We start from the raw sequence: 13,956 nt of genomic DNA, 5'->3' as shown, positions 1-13,956 counted from the left end.
GCGCCCCACTGTCATGAGTCATCTCAACCTTTTACCCGTGCCGTGCGTCCCAGTCAGCGCGGCGAAGCCATGGCCGACGCCATCACGCCGCCGGCGCCTCGAACATCTGGCACCATCCGGACGGCGAAACGATGGCGAAAAGCCCCAGCTTGCGATGCTTGCGCGCCAGTTTCAGCACGGCGCGATCCTTGCTGACCAGCGCCACCGCGCCGGCCCGTTGCGCCGCCTCCAGGAATTTCTGGTCATCGCTGTCCTTGCAACGGGGCAAATCCACCTCCAGCGGCGCTTCGGCCACTTCGACGGGCAGACAAGCGATCCAGCGATCGAAAGCGGCGGTCACCTCCACGCGCTGCGCCTCATCGATGCGAAACTGCGGGTAATGCAGCACGCGCAGCCATTCCTCGCGGCAGGCTTGGCTGGTGACGGCCTGGAAACGCCCCTGCTCCAACGCCCGCATGATCGGCTGGCTGGCCGCATCGCGGTAAACAAACAGATCCAGGCAGATATTGGTATCCAGCACCAGGCGGGGCGGCTCGGTCATGCAGGTGGGCGGCGCGAGCCGCAGCGTATGAAAGGGGCGCCAAGCCTAGCAGACCGCCCCTTGCCCACAGCGCCGCTCAATGGCCGTGATGGTCCCAGGGGCGATCATCGAAACCATTGACCTTCTGCACCCCAATGTCGACATCGAAGCGGCTACCACTGTCGGTGGTCTTGTCGATATGCACGTGTGCCGCTTGCGTAGTGCCGGTACCAAAGCCGCTGGCGTAACCCACGCCCATGCTTACGCTGCCATGGATGTGCGTCTTGGTATCAGGTGTGCTGTCGGCCAGCTGCGCATCCTGGGCGGGAATACCGCTGTGGTCGCCGTAATACACACCCGGCGCCTTGGCATCGCTCTTGGTCGGCGCCGTTGAGGCCGGCGCCGGCAGGGTGTCTGGGGGCAGCGACAGATCCAGCGACTTGGGTGGCGTGGCCTCAGCCAGCGGCGTCAGTGCCATGGCCAGTACGCCCAGCCACAGGCCCGAAAGCACGCGTGAGGGTCGAAGCGATTTGGCAAACCGATACCACATGGCCATGCAGCCTCATTGCAAGGGTGAAGACAGCGCGGAAGGCGCTTACATGTTATGACAACGCCGTCGCACGTGGGTTCGATATCGACAGCCATCGTTGCAAGGATGCCAGCCACTCCTCGACGGTCGCGGCTGTCCCGACAAGCGCTGGCCGGCCGCGAAATAGCGGGTGGCATGTACTTCTGGCACAAACGCCATTGCTAGACCGCCGGCCAGTATGTAGCGCCTCTCGAATGGACCACGGCACAACGCCACGTTTTGCGAACAGACCCACGCTCGGGCTATGGTTCGCCGGTTGTCTTTGACATGGATGCCGATCCACGTGGCTGAATCGCTCACCCATTCCCCGCAACGTCCAGATGGTCCGGTCTGGCTGTTCGGTTATGGTTCGCTGATATACAAAGTGGACTTCCCGTATATCGAGTGCTCGCCAGCGCACATCGTCGGTTGGAAGCGGCGTTTCTGGCAGGGCTCGCATGACCATCGCGGCACTCCACAAGCGCCCGGTCGGGTGCTGACCCTGGTGCGTTCACCCGGTCAGCGCTGCGGGGGCATGGCCTATCTCGTGGCGCCGGAGGTGTTCAAGCATCTGGATGTACGCGAAAAGAACGGCTACCTGCGCCTGTCGATACCCTTGTACCTGGCCAATGGCAGCCAGCATCAGGGGCTGGTTTATCTGGCCACCGAGGAAAATGAAGCCTGGCTGGGGCCGGCACCGGATACCGAACTGGCGGCGCACATTGCACGCTCGCACGGACCCAGCGGCCCCAACCGGGAATACCTGCTGCATCTGGCTGACGCCCTGCGCAACATGAACGAGCACGATGATCATGTTTTCGCGCTGGAGCGTGAACTGCTGGCGCTGGAGCTTGAGCAGTCTCAGTCGTAGCGCTCGACCTCGCCCTCGTCACGCAGACTGAACGGGGTAAAGCGGGTGTGGCGATCGAAGGTATCGACGCCCTCATGGCGTTTCAGGAAACCGACCACCGCGTACGTCAGGGGCGTGAACACCACCTCCACCAGTACCTTCATGGTCCAGTTGAACGCGACCACTTTGATCAGCGTCTGACTCTCCCAGATGCCGATGAAGGCCAACGGGTAGAAAGTCAGGCTGTCCACGCCCTGCCCTATCAGCGTCGAACCGATGGTGCGTGTCCACAGGTAGCGTCCGCCGGTCATCACTTTCATCTTCGCCATCACGTAGGAATTGGCGAAATCGCCCAGCCAGTAGGCCACCATCGAGGCGATGACGATACGCCCGGTGTTGCCGAACACCACTTCCAGCGCCGGTTGCAGCGTGGCATTGAATGGCTCGTTGGGACTGGCCGGCATGGCCACCACCACCCAGGCCATGATCGAGGCAAAGACCAGGCCGCCAAATCCAGCCCAGATGGCGCGCCGGGCGCGTGAATAGCCATACACCTCGGTCAATATGTCGCCGAAGATATAACTGACCGGAAAGAACAGGTTGCCCGCGCCAAAACTCAGCGCACCGATCACCGGCAGGCTAACCGTGCATACCTTGGCCGGACCAATCAGATTGGCGCACAACAGTACCGCCACCATGCCGCCGACCATCAGGTCGTAGTAGCGGAAATTTCGCGCCCCCGGTGTCACCGCCCTGGATGATTGCATTAAGGTCTCCGGTACATGCCGCCGCCATGGGAAAGGTGTCTGCTCGCACCGTCTTGCCCGACGGACCAAAGCGGTTAATGATAGATCGCAAGTGCATACACGTGTACGCGGCGGCTGGACAAGGCATGGTCATGCAGCTGGACCTGTATACGCTGGGCGTGGTCGGCCTGGTCATCGCCGTCACCATCGCGACCAGTTTCACGCTGCTGGGCCTGGTGCTTCGTGGGCTTCCGGCGTTGCACATATGGGCAGCGGCGTTCTGGACAGCCACACTGGGCGTGATCGTCCTGAATACCCTGGCTAACTGGTCCGCGCCGACGGCGATGATCATCGGCAACGGGCTGATCTCGGGCGCCAACGCGTTGATGCTGATCGGACTGTGTGTGCATGTCCAGGTCCGCATGCCGCTGCGCTATCCGTTGGCCCTGGTCGCGCTTTACGTGCTGGGACAGAGCTATCTGGGCATTGCCGGCGCCGGCCATCCTGCCGTCGACATCACTTTCGCGATACACAGCCTGATCTGGGATGCCTGGATGATCTGGCTGCTGCTGGCGCGCTCGCCCGTCGAGTTGCGCAAGAGCTGCAGCTTTACGGCCGCCGTGCTGCTGATAGACCTGTGCTTTTACCTGTGGCGGCTTAGCGCGATAACGCAGGCCGGACATCTTGCCACCAGCCTGACTCAGGGACCGTTGGCCACTCTGGGCTACATCATGGGCGCTCTGAGTGCGCTGCTGCTCAGCACCGCCTTCACGCTGATGCTGGCCGAGCGCCTCATGCTGGACCTGCGTGAGCAGGCCCGAACTGATGGTCTGACGGGCCTGCTCGATCATACAGCGGTGCTGGAGGATGGCAGCAGGATGTTGACCCAGTGCCGCCGACAGCACCGTCCATGCTCGGTGCTGATGATGGATCTGGATTACTTCAAGACCATCAATGACACCTGGGGTCATGCGACAGGCGATGCGGTACTCATTCACGTGGTACGACTGATCCGCCAAAGCGTGCTGCCGGCCGACGCACTGTTCGCACGCTACGGTGGTGAGGAATTCGTCATCGTGCTGCCCGACCGCAGCGCGGATGAGGCCACCGCCGTGGCCGAGCGTGTGCGGCTGAAGGTTTCAGGCTCCCCCGTCCCGCACCAGCCGTCGCCAATCCGAGTGACTGCCAGTATCGGCGTGGCCAGTGACGATGGCGAAAATGGCTTCAACGCCATCGTCGGGCGCGCCGATGACGCACTGTATGCGGCCAAGCATCGCGGACGCGATTGCTGGGTCTGCCAAAGCACCGACGCCAGCCAGCGACATAGCGCCACCACCGCGGTCACATCTGTCTATGGGCAGCCGGGCACCGCTACTGGCTGACGGATCAGTCATGCAGCGTACGAGCGGGCAAGGCCGGTGCATCCTGCCGGTCGCGACGCGCATCCGCGCCCATGCGTGAACCGGTCGGCAGCCTCATCGACGGCTGCCCGGATACCGGTGGGTCCACGCGGGACAAGCCGGCATGTATTCCATCGCTCACACGCTGCCTGGATGCGAGAGTTCCATTCAGAATGCTGGCAATCACGCGCGGCATCAGCAAAAGCAACATCACGCCAAACAATGCGGCCACAGCCATCCCGACCGTTCTGCGCACCAAGGGCCTGCCGTGGCGGGAACCACCATCATCGCAGTCATGACCACTTGTGCGGGAGCCGTCAGGCACAGGACCACCGATGGCACGATGCTGGACGATAGCCTGCGCTTGCGCTCCAACCATCTGTCGCACCATCGGTCCATCCACCAGCAGCATCCGTGGGTGACGGGCCGCCGCCCGTCGCGCCGCCCGCGTGAACTCACCCGAGGTGACCAGCATGCCGTGGCTGGCACCATGCGTGCTCACCATGCCAATCACCTCGTGCACCGGATTATGTGGCACCTGGCACGCGTTCCAATGCTTGACCTGTACCAGCACGTGCTCATTACCACGCCGCAGACGCAGATCAATGCGACTGTCAATGTCCGGTCCGCCCGCAGCAGTGCCCAGGTGTTGAACCGCGTATCCCTGTTCGGCGAAATGAGCCGCAAGAAGATGCTCAAATTCGCGCCAGTCCAACCGGGTCAGCGCATCATCCCAGCGATGGCGAACCGGCTTTAGTCCCTTTCTGGGCATGAGCTCCTCCCTGGAGCTGGCGACTTCCGCGCCGATCTTAAGTCACGCCGAAGAGCCTGCGCCACAGGAAAAAACCCGATGCGGTCCCCAGGACGGGACGAGGCGGGCTCAAGCATAGCGGCCGTCTGCGCTAAGCTGCGCCCGTGGCCAACGGATGCCGATTCATGCCTGGACCCGAACTAAGCGATTTGCAGGCCTTTGCAGCCATTGCCACGGCGCGCTCGTTCCGTGGCGCGGCCACCAGAAATGGCGTCTCGGCATCATCGCTGAGTGCGGCGATGCGGCGCCTGGAATCACGCTTGGGTGTGCGCCTGCTCAACCGAACTACACGCAGCGTGACACCCACTGAGGCCGGTCAACGCCTGCTGACACAGCTTGCACCCGCGCTGTCAGACATTGATCGCGCGCTGGAGTCGCTGCGCGCCGGTAACGACACTCATGGCACCTTACGGCTCAACGTGCCGGTGATCGTGGCGCGTTATGTGCTGCCCGCCTTGCTGGCCGACTTCCTGTCCGAGCATCCGAACATCCGTCTGGAACTGGCCTGTGAGGAACGTTTCGTCGATGTATTCGCCGCCGGTTTCGATGCCGGTGTACGTTACGAAGAAGCGATAGAGCGCGACATGATCGCCATACCACTGGGGCCTGCCACGCAACGCTACGTGGCCGCCGCGTCGCCGGCCTATCTGCGCGCGCACGGCACACCCGAACATCCGCGCGACCTGGCACGGCACCGCTGCCTCGTGCATCGCTTTGAGAGCGGCAGCCGGCCAGCCTGGGAGTTCGTGCGCGACGACGAGCTGGTGCGCGTGCGACCGGAGGGGCTGCTGGCCAGCGCCTCGCTGGACGTGGAACTGGCAGCGGCCCGTGCCGGCCACGGCGTGGTCTATACCTTCGAAGAGGTGTTGGCACCGGCGCTGGCCGACGGCACGCTGGTAGGCATACTGGAACCGTGGTGGCAGCGATTTACCGGACCGCGACTGTATTATCCCAGCCGCCGCCACATGCCGACACCGCTACGCGCCTTTGTCGACTTCATCAAACAGTGGCCGTCGCCACCGAGCACCCCTGGAGCATGGCTTTGAGCGCATGCGACGAATCCAGTCGCTCCATGTCACCACCGTCACCGTGCCGCTGCCCTGCAACCTGCAATGGACGCGTCGCCGGCTCGCTAATGGCCGCTTGAAGCCAAGACGGCCTGCCCTCAATCGGACTCTCCGGCCGGTGGTGGCCAGGCCACCACCGGCCGGCTGAAAACTCACGCAATGCCTCAATGCGGGTGCTCAAAGCCTCGTGTGACCGCGTCTCGGATTTCATCGACCGAGGCCTTGGTCATTTCCTTGCCCAGCTCCAGGCGCAGTTTGTCGCGCACTTGCGGGTGCAGGAGCCGACGAAGCTCACCCAGCGTGCGCGGATCGGCAACGATCACCAGATTTTCGAAATCGTTGGCATGGGCACGCTTGTACAACTCATCACTGACCTGCTTGACAAAGGTGGCCTCGTCGATGTCCTGGGTGCTGGTTTCAGGCGGCTGATGTCCTGACGGGCCATCGTAGTTCGGCTGCGGCACCAGGTCGGCTTCTTCGCGCAATTGCGGCCGGGTATCACTGCCGGTGTTGCGGAAAAGGCGCGCGCGGTGGCCATCAGCGACGGCGATCAGGGTTTCGCTCGGCATAAGAGACATGTCGGTGCTCCTTGATTTGGCTTGAGGCGCATCCGGCGCCAGCGCCGGACACATAGGAATCTGGCTGGCCAGACGTCGCCCTTCAAGCGCCCGCCTCGCGTCGATTCACCTTTGTGCAGGCCTCTTGTCCGCCTCAACACACCTCGCTCACGTGTTCACACTCTTGAGCGGCAGCTGAATATCAGCAGTACATGGATGTGCGCACGATCACATATGCCGACAAGTCAGTTCGGCTGACCCGCCTTACTGCTGTAAACCAGATGTCACAGAAAAATTAGATCGAGATAATTTTGCAGGGGGAGCCTGTCTCTCGGTGATACACCGAGCAAGTTTGAGGGGAGTACATGAATCTCGCAGTGACCTTTCCACGCCGCCGTACCCTTTTCTGTGCGATGGGGCTCGCACTGGGTCTTGGGGTCAACGGTATGGCGCAGGCCCAGTCAACCACAGGCTCGATCGTGGGACAGGCACCGGCACAGTCAGGGGAGACCGTGCTGGTACAAAACGAGAATGGACTCAGCCGCAGCATCCCGGTCGACGCGGACGGCCGCTATGTGGCATCACAGCTTCCGCTTGGCACTTATACGGTAACGTTACAACGCGATGGCCAGACCGTCGACACGCGCCAGAACGTGCAGCTTCGCGTCGGCACAGCCACCCATGTCAGTTTCGCTTCGGCCACGCCCAGCTCGGCCAACGCGCAAGCGGTCAGCGGCGTGACGGTGAGCAGCAGCGCCCTGCCCGCCATCGACGTCAACAGTGTGGACTCGCGCACCGTGGTCACCTCGCAGCAGTTGCAGGCGTTGCCACTGGGACGTAATGCCGAGGCGATCGCCCAGCTGGCGCCCGGTGTGGCGGCAAATACCGCCAACTTCACCGGTCCGACCGGCAAGCCACTGGTCAGTTTTGGTGGCGCCGCCGCCAATGAGAACGCCTATTACATCAATGGGTTCAATACCACCGATCCGCTCAACGGCCACGGCGGCCTGACCCTGCCTTACGGCGCCATCGATCAGCAGGAGGTCTATACCGGCGGCTACAGCGCCAAGTACGGCCGCTCCGATGGCGGCGTCATCAACCAGGTAGGCAAGCGCGGCACCAACAAGTGGCACTTCGGTGGCCAGATCATCTGGGAGCCGGCCTTTGCCCGCGCCGATCAAAAGGACGTCTATTACGCCACCGGCACACCGAAATCGGCGGTCGCCGGACGGCTATACGATCCGAAGAGCGAAGACAGCCAATGGACCAGCACCGCCAGCGTCTATGCCGGCGGTCCGCTGATCAAGGACAAGCTGTTCTTCTTCCTGGCCGGTGAGTTCGAGCGTGACCAGTCGCAGACAGTGAACAACGTCGAGAACACCTCCACGCCGTATCAGACCGACCGCTACAACAACCCGCGCTGGTACGCAAAGATCGACTGGAACATCAACGACAACAATATCCTGGAGTTGACCGGTGCCTCGGACAAGCGCGAGGGCTCGGGCACCGTCTACGACTACGATTACGTCAATCGCAAGCGCGGTGATCAGGTACGCCCGGTGGATGACACCAAGACCGGCGGTGACCTGTGGGTGGCCAAGTACACCGGTTATCTCACTGACAACCTGACCGTCAGTGCCATGTACGGCGAAATGAAGACGCGCGACTACGACGTACCGGGTAATTACGACCCGAGTCTGACCTACGTCGGCGGCGCCACCAACCAGAACCCGGCCCTCAACGGCGGCACGCCGATCAGCAACTCGCAGATCAGCTCGCTGACCGACCCGGCGCGCGGCAACAAGACCACCAACACACGCTTGGACATCAGCTATCGTCTGGGCGATCACACCATCGACGTCGGTATCGACAACCAGCGTGCCGAAGCGCACAACCAGGGCAGCTACAACACCGGTCCGGGCTACGTCTGGGTCTACGGCCATCAGGATGATCCGACCAAGCCGCTGGTCGACGGCGTTCCGGCCCTGGCAGGCTTCCCCAACGGCCAGGATGGCTATTACGTTCAACGCAACATCTCCAATAACGCGGTGAGTGTGCGGTCCGAGCAGCGCGCCCAGTACATCGAGGACAAGTGGCAGGTCAGTGATCGCTGGCTGCTGTCACTGGGCCTGCGCAACGACCAGTTCACCGATTACAACCCGGCCGGCCAAGCCTTCATCACCCAGACCAAGCCACAATGGGCGCCGCGCCTGGGCTTCTCGTGGGACGTCAACGGCGACTCCAGCTTCAAGGTGTTCGGCAATGTCGGGCGCTACTATCTGGGCCTGCCGCTGAACCCCGCCACCGGTGCCGCCGCCGGCTACGTGTCGACCCAGCAGTACTTCACCTACAGCGGCATCAATGCCGATGGCACGCCGACGGGTCTGACCCAGGTGTCCGGACTGGTGTCGGCCAACAACTCCTATGGCCAGCAGCCCGATCCACGCACGGTGACCGCCAAGGGCCTGAAATCCGAATTCCAGGATGAGTTCATCCTTGGTTTCACCAAGACCGCCGGTCCGAACTGGGTGTATGGCGCCAAGGTGACCCGTCGCATCCTGCGCAACGCCATCGACGACTACTGTGCCATCGACCGGGTCACCAACAAGGCCGAAGCCGAGGGGTACACGGTTGGCTCCAGCAACAGCTGCTATCTGATCAACCCGGGCCGGGCCAACACCTTCACGCTGCTGGACGAGAACGGCAATCCGTTTGATGTGCACCTGAGCAATTCGGAACTGGGTCTGCCGCAACTCAAGCGCAAGTATTACTCGCTGGAAACCTTCCTTGAGCACCCGTTCGACGGCACCTGGTACGGCAAGGTCACCTACGTGTTCTCGCGCAGTTATGGCGACACCGAAGGCCAGATGCGTTCGGACCTGCTGCAAGGCGGTGCCTCGGCGTCGGAGGACTGGGACAACCCGGAAATCATGGAGAACACCAACGGTCCGCAGAACAACGACCATACCCACGAGCTGAAGATTCTGGGCTACTACCAGTTCACCCCGGAATGGCTGGTCTCGGCCAATGTGCGCATCCAGTCGGGCAACCCGCGCATCTGTCTGGGCTACTACGGCCCCGATCATTCAAACCCGGTCAATTATGGCAACGCCTATCACTGGTGTGACGGCGAACCGTCACCGCCCGGCAGCCACGGTCGTCTGCCCTGGCAGCATCAGCTGGATGTGGGCGTGAGCTATCACCCGGCGTTTGCCGATCATCGACTGGGCTTCAGCCTGAATGTGTTCAATGTGCTCAACGAGCAAAAGGCCACCTTCCTGCAGCCCAACTCCGAAAGCAGCCCGTATACACCCAACCCGCTCTACCGCACCGCGCTATACCGCGAAACCCCGCGCTATGTGCGTCTGAGCGTCAACTACGACTACTGACCGCTCTCCCCAGAGCTCTCCCGCATCAGTGCTCGAAGAAAGGGCCTGCTCCCCGGCAGGCCCTTTCCTTTTTTAAGCGCCCGAATGTGGTGGGTCAGGGCACGCGGTGCGCCTTGACGCCCTTGAAGGTGATCGTCACCGGCTTGATGTGGCCGTTGCGATCAAAATACAGCCGGTCAATGCACACCACGCGATGATTGGCGTCGGTCTGCCCCAAGGGCCGGCGGTGATAGACGATGTACCAGCGATCACCCTGTTTCACGTGGATGATGCCGTTATGACCCGCACCGGTGGCCACCTTCGCGTTCTGCTTGAGAATCTTGCCGACGCGCTTGAACGGTCCCAGCGGTGAATCGGCCACGGCATAGGCCACCGAATAATCTGGCCCGGTCCAGCCGCCTTCGGACCACATCAAGTAGTACTTGCCGTCGCGCTTGAACATCAGCGGCCCCTCGACGTAATCCTTCGGCGTAATCTCCTTGAATTTCTGACCATCAGGCAGCGGCACGATGGATTTGAAATCGTCGCTCAGGCGGGCGATGTTGAGATGGCCCCAACCGCCATACAGCAGGTAATAGGTCCCGTCACTGTCCTTGAACACCGCCGGGTCGATCGGCTGCGCACCGTGGTGAAAGGCACCCACCAGTGGCTTGCCGATCAGGTCGTGAAACGGGCCACCCGGATGGTCGGACACCGCCACGCCGATACCGCCCACGTCGCTGTCGTGGTGAATATCATTGGCGGCGAAGAAGAAGTAGTACTTGCCATCCTTTTCGGTGATCGCCGGCGCCCACATCGCCCGGTGCGCCCAGCTCACGTTCTTGGAGCTGAGCACTTTTGCATGCTTGGTCCAGTGCACCAGGTCCTTCGACGAAAAGGCGTCGAAGAAGGTCTGCTGGCCATACTTGGCCGAATAGGTCGGATAGATCCAGTAGGTCTTGCCGAAGATGGCGCCCTCCGGGTCGGCGTACCAGCCGTCAATCACCGGATTGCCGGCGTGCTCGCCGGACGCGCGCGGCCCGGCTTGCGACTTGGCTGCCAGTGCCGCACCCGGCATCATCCACACACACGCCGCCAGCAAGCCGCAGCCACCCAACCACTTTGCCAATCTCATGCATCGCCCCTTCATCGATGAACTGGTGAGGCGCCCCGAAGAACGCCGCTCTAGTATGATGATTGGACCATATTTCGCGCCGCTTGCCAGTGGCACACGTGGGTCCACTGGCAATGCGCTCATGCCGATACGCCATTTCCCCGTGCAAGCCGACGACCTGCTCAAGCTCACCACCACCCGCATGCCCTACGGCAAATATGAAGGTACCTTGCTGGCCGACCTGCCCGGCGCCTACCTGGCCTGGTTCGCCCGCAACGGCTTTCCCAAGGGATCGCTCGGTCAGTTGCTGGCGCTGATGCACGAGCTGGACCACAACGCACTGCGCGGCCTGCTCGATCCCCTGCGCCAGCGCACCTAGCCCGCAAAAAAGCCGGCAGCGCAGGCTGCCGGCTTTTTACTGTATGGAGGAACGCTACGATCAGTGGGTGACGTTGAAGTGCGCCGACTGCTTGGCTAGCGAGCTGCCGCCGACCCACACCGTGTAATCGGTCGGCTCCACTACCCATTTGCTGTGCGTGTTGACGAACGAGAGTTCGTGGAAGCCCAGGTGGAAGGTCAGCTGCTTGGACTGGCCCGGCTTCAGCGTGACGCGCTCGAAACCCTTCAGGCTGCGCACCGGCTGCTCGACGCTGGCACCACGGTTGCGCACGTACAGCTGCGCCACCTCGGTGGCTTCGCGCTTGCCGGTGTTGGTCAGCGTGGCAGTGACCGTGACCAGATTCTTGGCGCCCTTCACGTTGGCCTGGCTCAGCGGCACATGCTGGCGCGACACCTTCACGTTGGAAAACTTGAAGCTGGAATAGGTCAGGCCGTAGCCAAACGGGAACAGCGCGGTGTTTCGTACGTCGATATAGCGCGACACGTATTTGGCCGCGCCCTCCGGCGGCTTGGCATCGGCGCCATTGGCCGGGCGCCCCGTCGGGAACTGGTTGTAGTACAGCGGCTCCTGGCCCACCGCGCGCGGGAAGCTCATCGGCAACTTGCCCGACGGCGATACATTGCCGAACAGCACGTTGGCAATGGCAGAACCGGCCTCGGTACCCGGGAACCAGGTTTCCATGATCGCCGGCACATGCTTGGCCGACCAGTCCAGCACCAGCGGACGGCCGGAGAACACCAGCAGCACGATCGGCTTGCCGGTGGCCTGCACCGCTTTGAGCAGTGCCAGCTGATTGCCCGGCAGGTCCAGATGCGCGCGCGCCGCGGCCTCACCACTCATCTTGCCCGACTCACCCAATGCCATGACCACCACATCGGCCTTCTCGGCGGCCTGCTTGGCGGCGGCAAAGCCGGCGGTGGAATCGCCCTGGATGTCGGTGCCCTTGGCGTAATAGAGGTGACCGCCAGCCTTGTCCATGCGCGCCTTGAGCGCCTTGCGCACGGTGACAATCTCATTCACGTTCGGCGCGCCACTCCAGGCGCCGACCATCTCGCCAGCGGCGTCACCCAGCGGACCGATCACGGCAATCGACTTGGTCTTGTCCGACAGCGGCAGTACCGGCGCGCTGCCCACCTTCTTGTTCTGCAGCAACACGAAGGACTGCTCGGCGGCCTTGCGCACCAGCGGCAGGTGCGCCTTGACCGCATGCGTGACCTCGGTGCCGCGTGCATAGGGATGCTGGAACAGCCCCAGCGCGAACTTCACGCGCAGCACGCGGCGCACCGCCTCGTCGACCACCGACATCGGCACCTTGCCCTGCTTGATCAGCGTCGGTAGTTGCGAGTCGTAGAAATGCGACATCATGTCGACATCGGTACCGGCCTCGATGGCCTTCCTGGTGGCTTCTGCCGGCGTCAACGCGATGCCGTGATTCATCAGCTCCTTGACCGCGGTGTAGTCGCTGACCACAAAACCGTCGAAGCCCCACTCCTTGCGCAGAATATCGGTCAGAAGATACGGATCGGCCGTGGCCGGCACACCGTTGAGCGCATTGAACGCGCTCATGATGGTGGCCGCACCGGCCTTAACCGCCGCCTTGTACGGCGGCAGATAGACCTGACGCAGGCGGATGTCGGACATGTCGGTGGTGTTGTATTCACGCCCGGCCTCGGCGGCGCCGTAGGCGGCGAAATGCTTCACCGAGGCTGCCACGTTGTAAGGCTTGGAAAGATCCTTGCCCTGGTAACCGCGAATATAGGCGCGCGCCATCGCCGCACCCAGATACGGATCTTCACCGGCGCCTTCCACCGCACGGCCCCAGCGCGCATCGCGCGCGATATCGACCATCGGCGAGTAGAACCAGCGGATGCCGGCCGTGGTCGCCTCATTGGCGGCCATGTGCGAAACCTGCTGCACCATGGACGGATCCCACGACGCGGCCAGGCCCAGCGGCACCGGGTAAATGGTGCGGTAGCCGTGAATGATGTCGGCACCGAACAGCAGCGGGATATGCAGGCGGCTCTTTTCCACCGCGGCGCGCTGGAAGCGGTTGGTTTTCTTGGCGCCGACCACGTTGAGCATCGAGCCCATGCCGCCATTGGCGGCCAATTGCAGCGGATCGACGTTGTTATTGGCTTCCGGGTTGTCGGCAATGGCCTTGTCGCCATTGGCGGCGGTCGGTGCCGAAGCGCCCACATCGTTGTACTGCACCAGCTGGCCCAGCTTTTCCTTCAGCGTCATCTTGTCGACCAGCGCATCGACCTTTTTCTCGATGGCCGGGGTCACCAGCGCGGGATTGGACGCTGGCACGCCGGTGCTATCGACGCGCTGGCGCGCCTGCGCGGGTAGCGAGGTGACGGCACCCGCGCCCAGGGCCAACGCAATGGCGCCCGAGAGCGCGAGGGTGGAGTGGCGAAAGCCACGCGACGCTTGCTTGTTCATGTGTTCTCCAAACGGGCCTGTGGCATCACCTTCACAAGGCAACGCACGAACCGAGGCACAGCCAATAGCGGACGGTGAACGTCTTGCGCATGGCCACGCTGTGACATCCAGCG

At 62.6% G+C, this 13,956-nt stretch carries 12 protein-coding genes; 5 read left to right on the top strand and 7 right to left on the bottom strand.

Annotation, left to right across the window (positions count from 1 at the left end; translation table 11 throughout):
* Positions 1 to 82: 82 nt before the first annotated feature.
* The gene (locus HBF24_RS02735; protein ID WP_167168510.1) at positions 83 to 541 is read right to left on the bottom strand and encodes a putative toxin-antitoxin system toxin component, PIN family; all 459 of its coding nucleotides are present in this window, start codon (positions 539 to 541) and stop codon (positions 83 to 85) included.
* Between the two features lie 76 nt (positions 542 to 617).
* Positions 618 to 1,076 (bottom strand): hypothetical protein, encoded by a 459-nt coding sequence (locus HBF24_RS02730; RefSeq protein WP_167168508.1) that lies wholly within the window; start codon positions 1,074 to 1,076, stop codon positions 618 to 620.
* Between the two features lie 316 nt (positions 1,077 to 1,392).
* On the opposite strand from HBF24_RS02730, the gene HBF24_RS02725 reads away from it, so the two are divergent.
* Entirely contained in the window at positions 1,393 to 1,959 is a 567-nt protein-coding gene (locus HBF24_RS02725) for a gamma-glutamylcyclotransferase (RefSeq protein WP_343162695.1), read from the top strand.
* On the opposite strand, the gene HBF24_RS02720 is transcribed toward HBF24_RS02725, so the two are convergent.
* Complete coding sequence (locus tag HBF24_RS02720) at positions 1,950 to 2,705, bottom strand: queuosine precursor transporter (RefSeq protein ID WP_167168506.1); 756 nt, start codon at positions 2,703 to 2,705, stop codon at positions 1,950 to 1,952. The genes HBF24_RS02725 and HBF24_RS02720 overlap by 10 nt on opposite strands.
* 125 nt (positions 2,706 to 2,830) lie before the next feature.
* On the opposite strand from HBF24_RS02720, the gene HBF24_RS02715 reads away from it, so the two are divergent.
* Positions 2,831 to 4,066 (top strand): GGDEF domain-containing protein, encoded by a 1,236-nt coding sequence (locus HBF24_RS02715; RefSeq protein WP_167168504.1) that lies wholly within the window; start codon positions 2,831 to 2,833, stop codon positions 4,064 to 4,066.
* A gap of 4 nt (positions 4,067 to 4,070) precedes the next feature.
* Here HBF24_RS02715 and HBF24_RS02710 read toward each other — a convergent pair whose 3' ends face one another.
* Positions 4,071 to 4,856, bottom strand: coding sequence for a restriction endonuclease (locus tag HBF24_RS02710; RefSeq protein ID WP_167168494.1), 786 nt, complete (start codon positions 4,854 to 4,856; stop codon positions 4,071 to 4,073).
* Between the two features lie 188 nt (positions 4,857 to 5,044).
* Between HBF24_RS02710 and HBF24_RS02705 the strand changes: the two genes are divergently transcribed.
* Positions 5,045 to 5,941 carry a LysR family transcriptional regulator gene (locus tag HBF24_RS02705; protein WP_206064155.1) on the top strand — a complete coding sequence of 299 codons (897 nt, stop codon included), beginning with the start codon at positions 5,045 to 5,047 and terminating at the stop codon, positions 5,939 to 5,941.
* A 185-nt stretch (positions 5,942 to 6,126) separates the two neighbouring features.
* Here HBF24_RS02705 and HBF24_RS02700 read toward each other — a convergent pair whose 3' ends face one another.
* Positions 6,127 to 6,540, bottom strand: coding sequence for a host attachment family protein (locus HBF24_RS02700; protein ID WP_167168489.1), 414 nt, complete (start codon positions 6,538 to 6,540; stop codon positions 6,127 to 6,129).
* Between the two features lie 344 nt (positions 6,541 to 6,884).
* On the opposite strand from HBF24_RS02700, the gene HBF24_RS02695 reads away from it, so the two are divergent.
* Entirely contained in the window at positions 6,885 to 9,908 is a 3,024-nt protein-coding gene (locus HBF24_RS02695) for a TonB-dependent receptor plug domain-containing protein (RefSeq protein WP_343162694.1), read from the top strand.
* Positions 9,909 to 10,002: 94 nt separating this feature from the next.
* Here HBF24_RS02695 and HBF24_RS02690 read toward each other — a convergent pair whose 3' ends face one another.
* Complete coding sequence (locus HBF24_RS02690) at positions 10,003 to 11,022, bottom strand: glycoside hydrolase family 43 protein (protein WP_167168486.1); 1,020 nt, start codon at positions 11,020 to 11,022, stop codon at positions 10,003 to 10,005.
* A gap of 142 nt (positions 11,023 to 11,164) precedes the next feature.
* On the opposite strand from HBF24_RS02690, the gene HBF24_RS02685 reads away from it, so the two are divergent.
* Complete coding sequence (locus HBF24_RS02685; RefSeq protein WP_343162702.1) at positions 11,165 to 11,380, top strand: DUF3820 family protein; 216 nt, start codon at positions 11,165 to 11,167, stop codon at positions 11,378 to 11,380.
* 60 nt (positions 11,381 to 11,440) lie between these two features.
* Here the strand turns inward: HBF24_RS02685 and HBF24_RS02680 are convergent, their stop codons facing one another.
* Positions 11,441 to 13,843, bottom strand: a complete 2,403-nt coding sequence (locus tag HBF24_RS02680) for a glycoside hydrolase family 3 N-terminal domain-containing protein (protein ID WP_167168480.1) — start codon at positions 13,841 to 13,843, stop codon at positions 11,441 to 11,443.
* Positions 13,844 to 13,956 lie beyond the last annotated feature (113 nt).

The organism is Oleiagrimonas sp. C23AA (genome assembly GCF_011759385.1).
GTDB lineage: Bacteria > Pseudomonadota > Gammaproteobacteria > Xanthomonadales > Rhodanobacteraceae > Oleiagrimonas.
The sequence above is the reverse complement of the archived record's forward strand: the minus strand, read 5'-3'. Positions and strand labels throughout refer to the sequence as shown.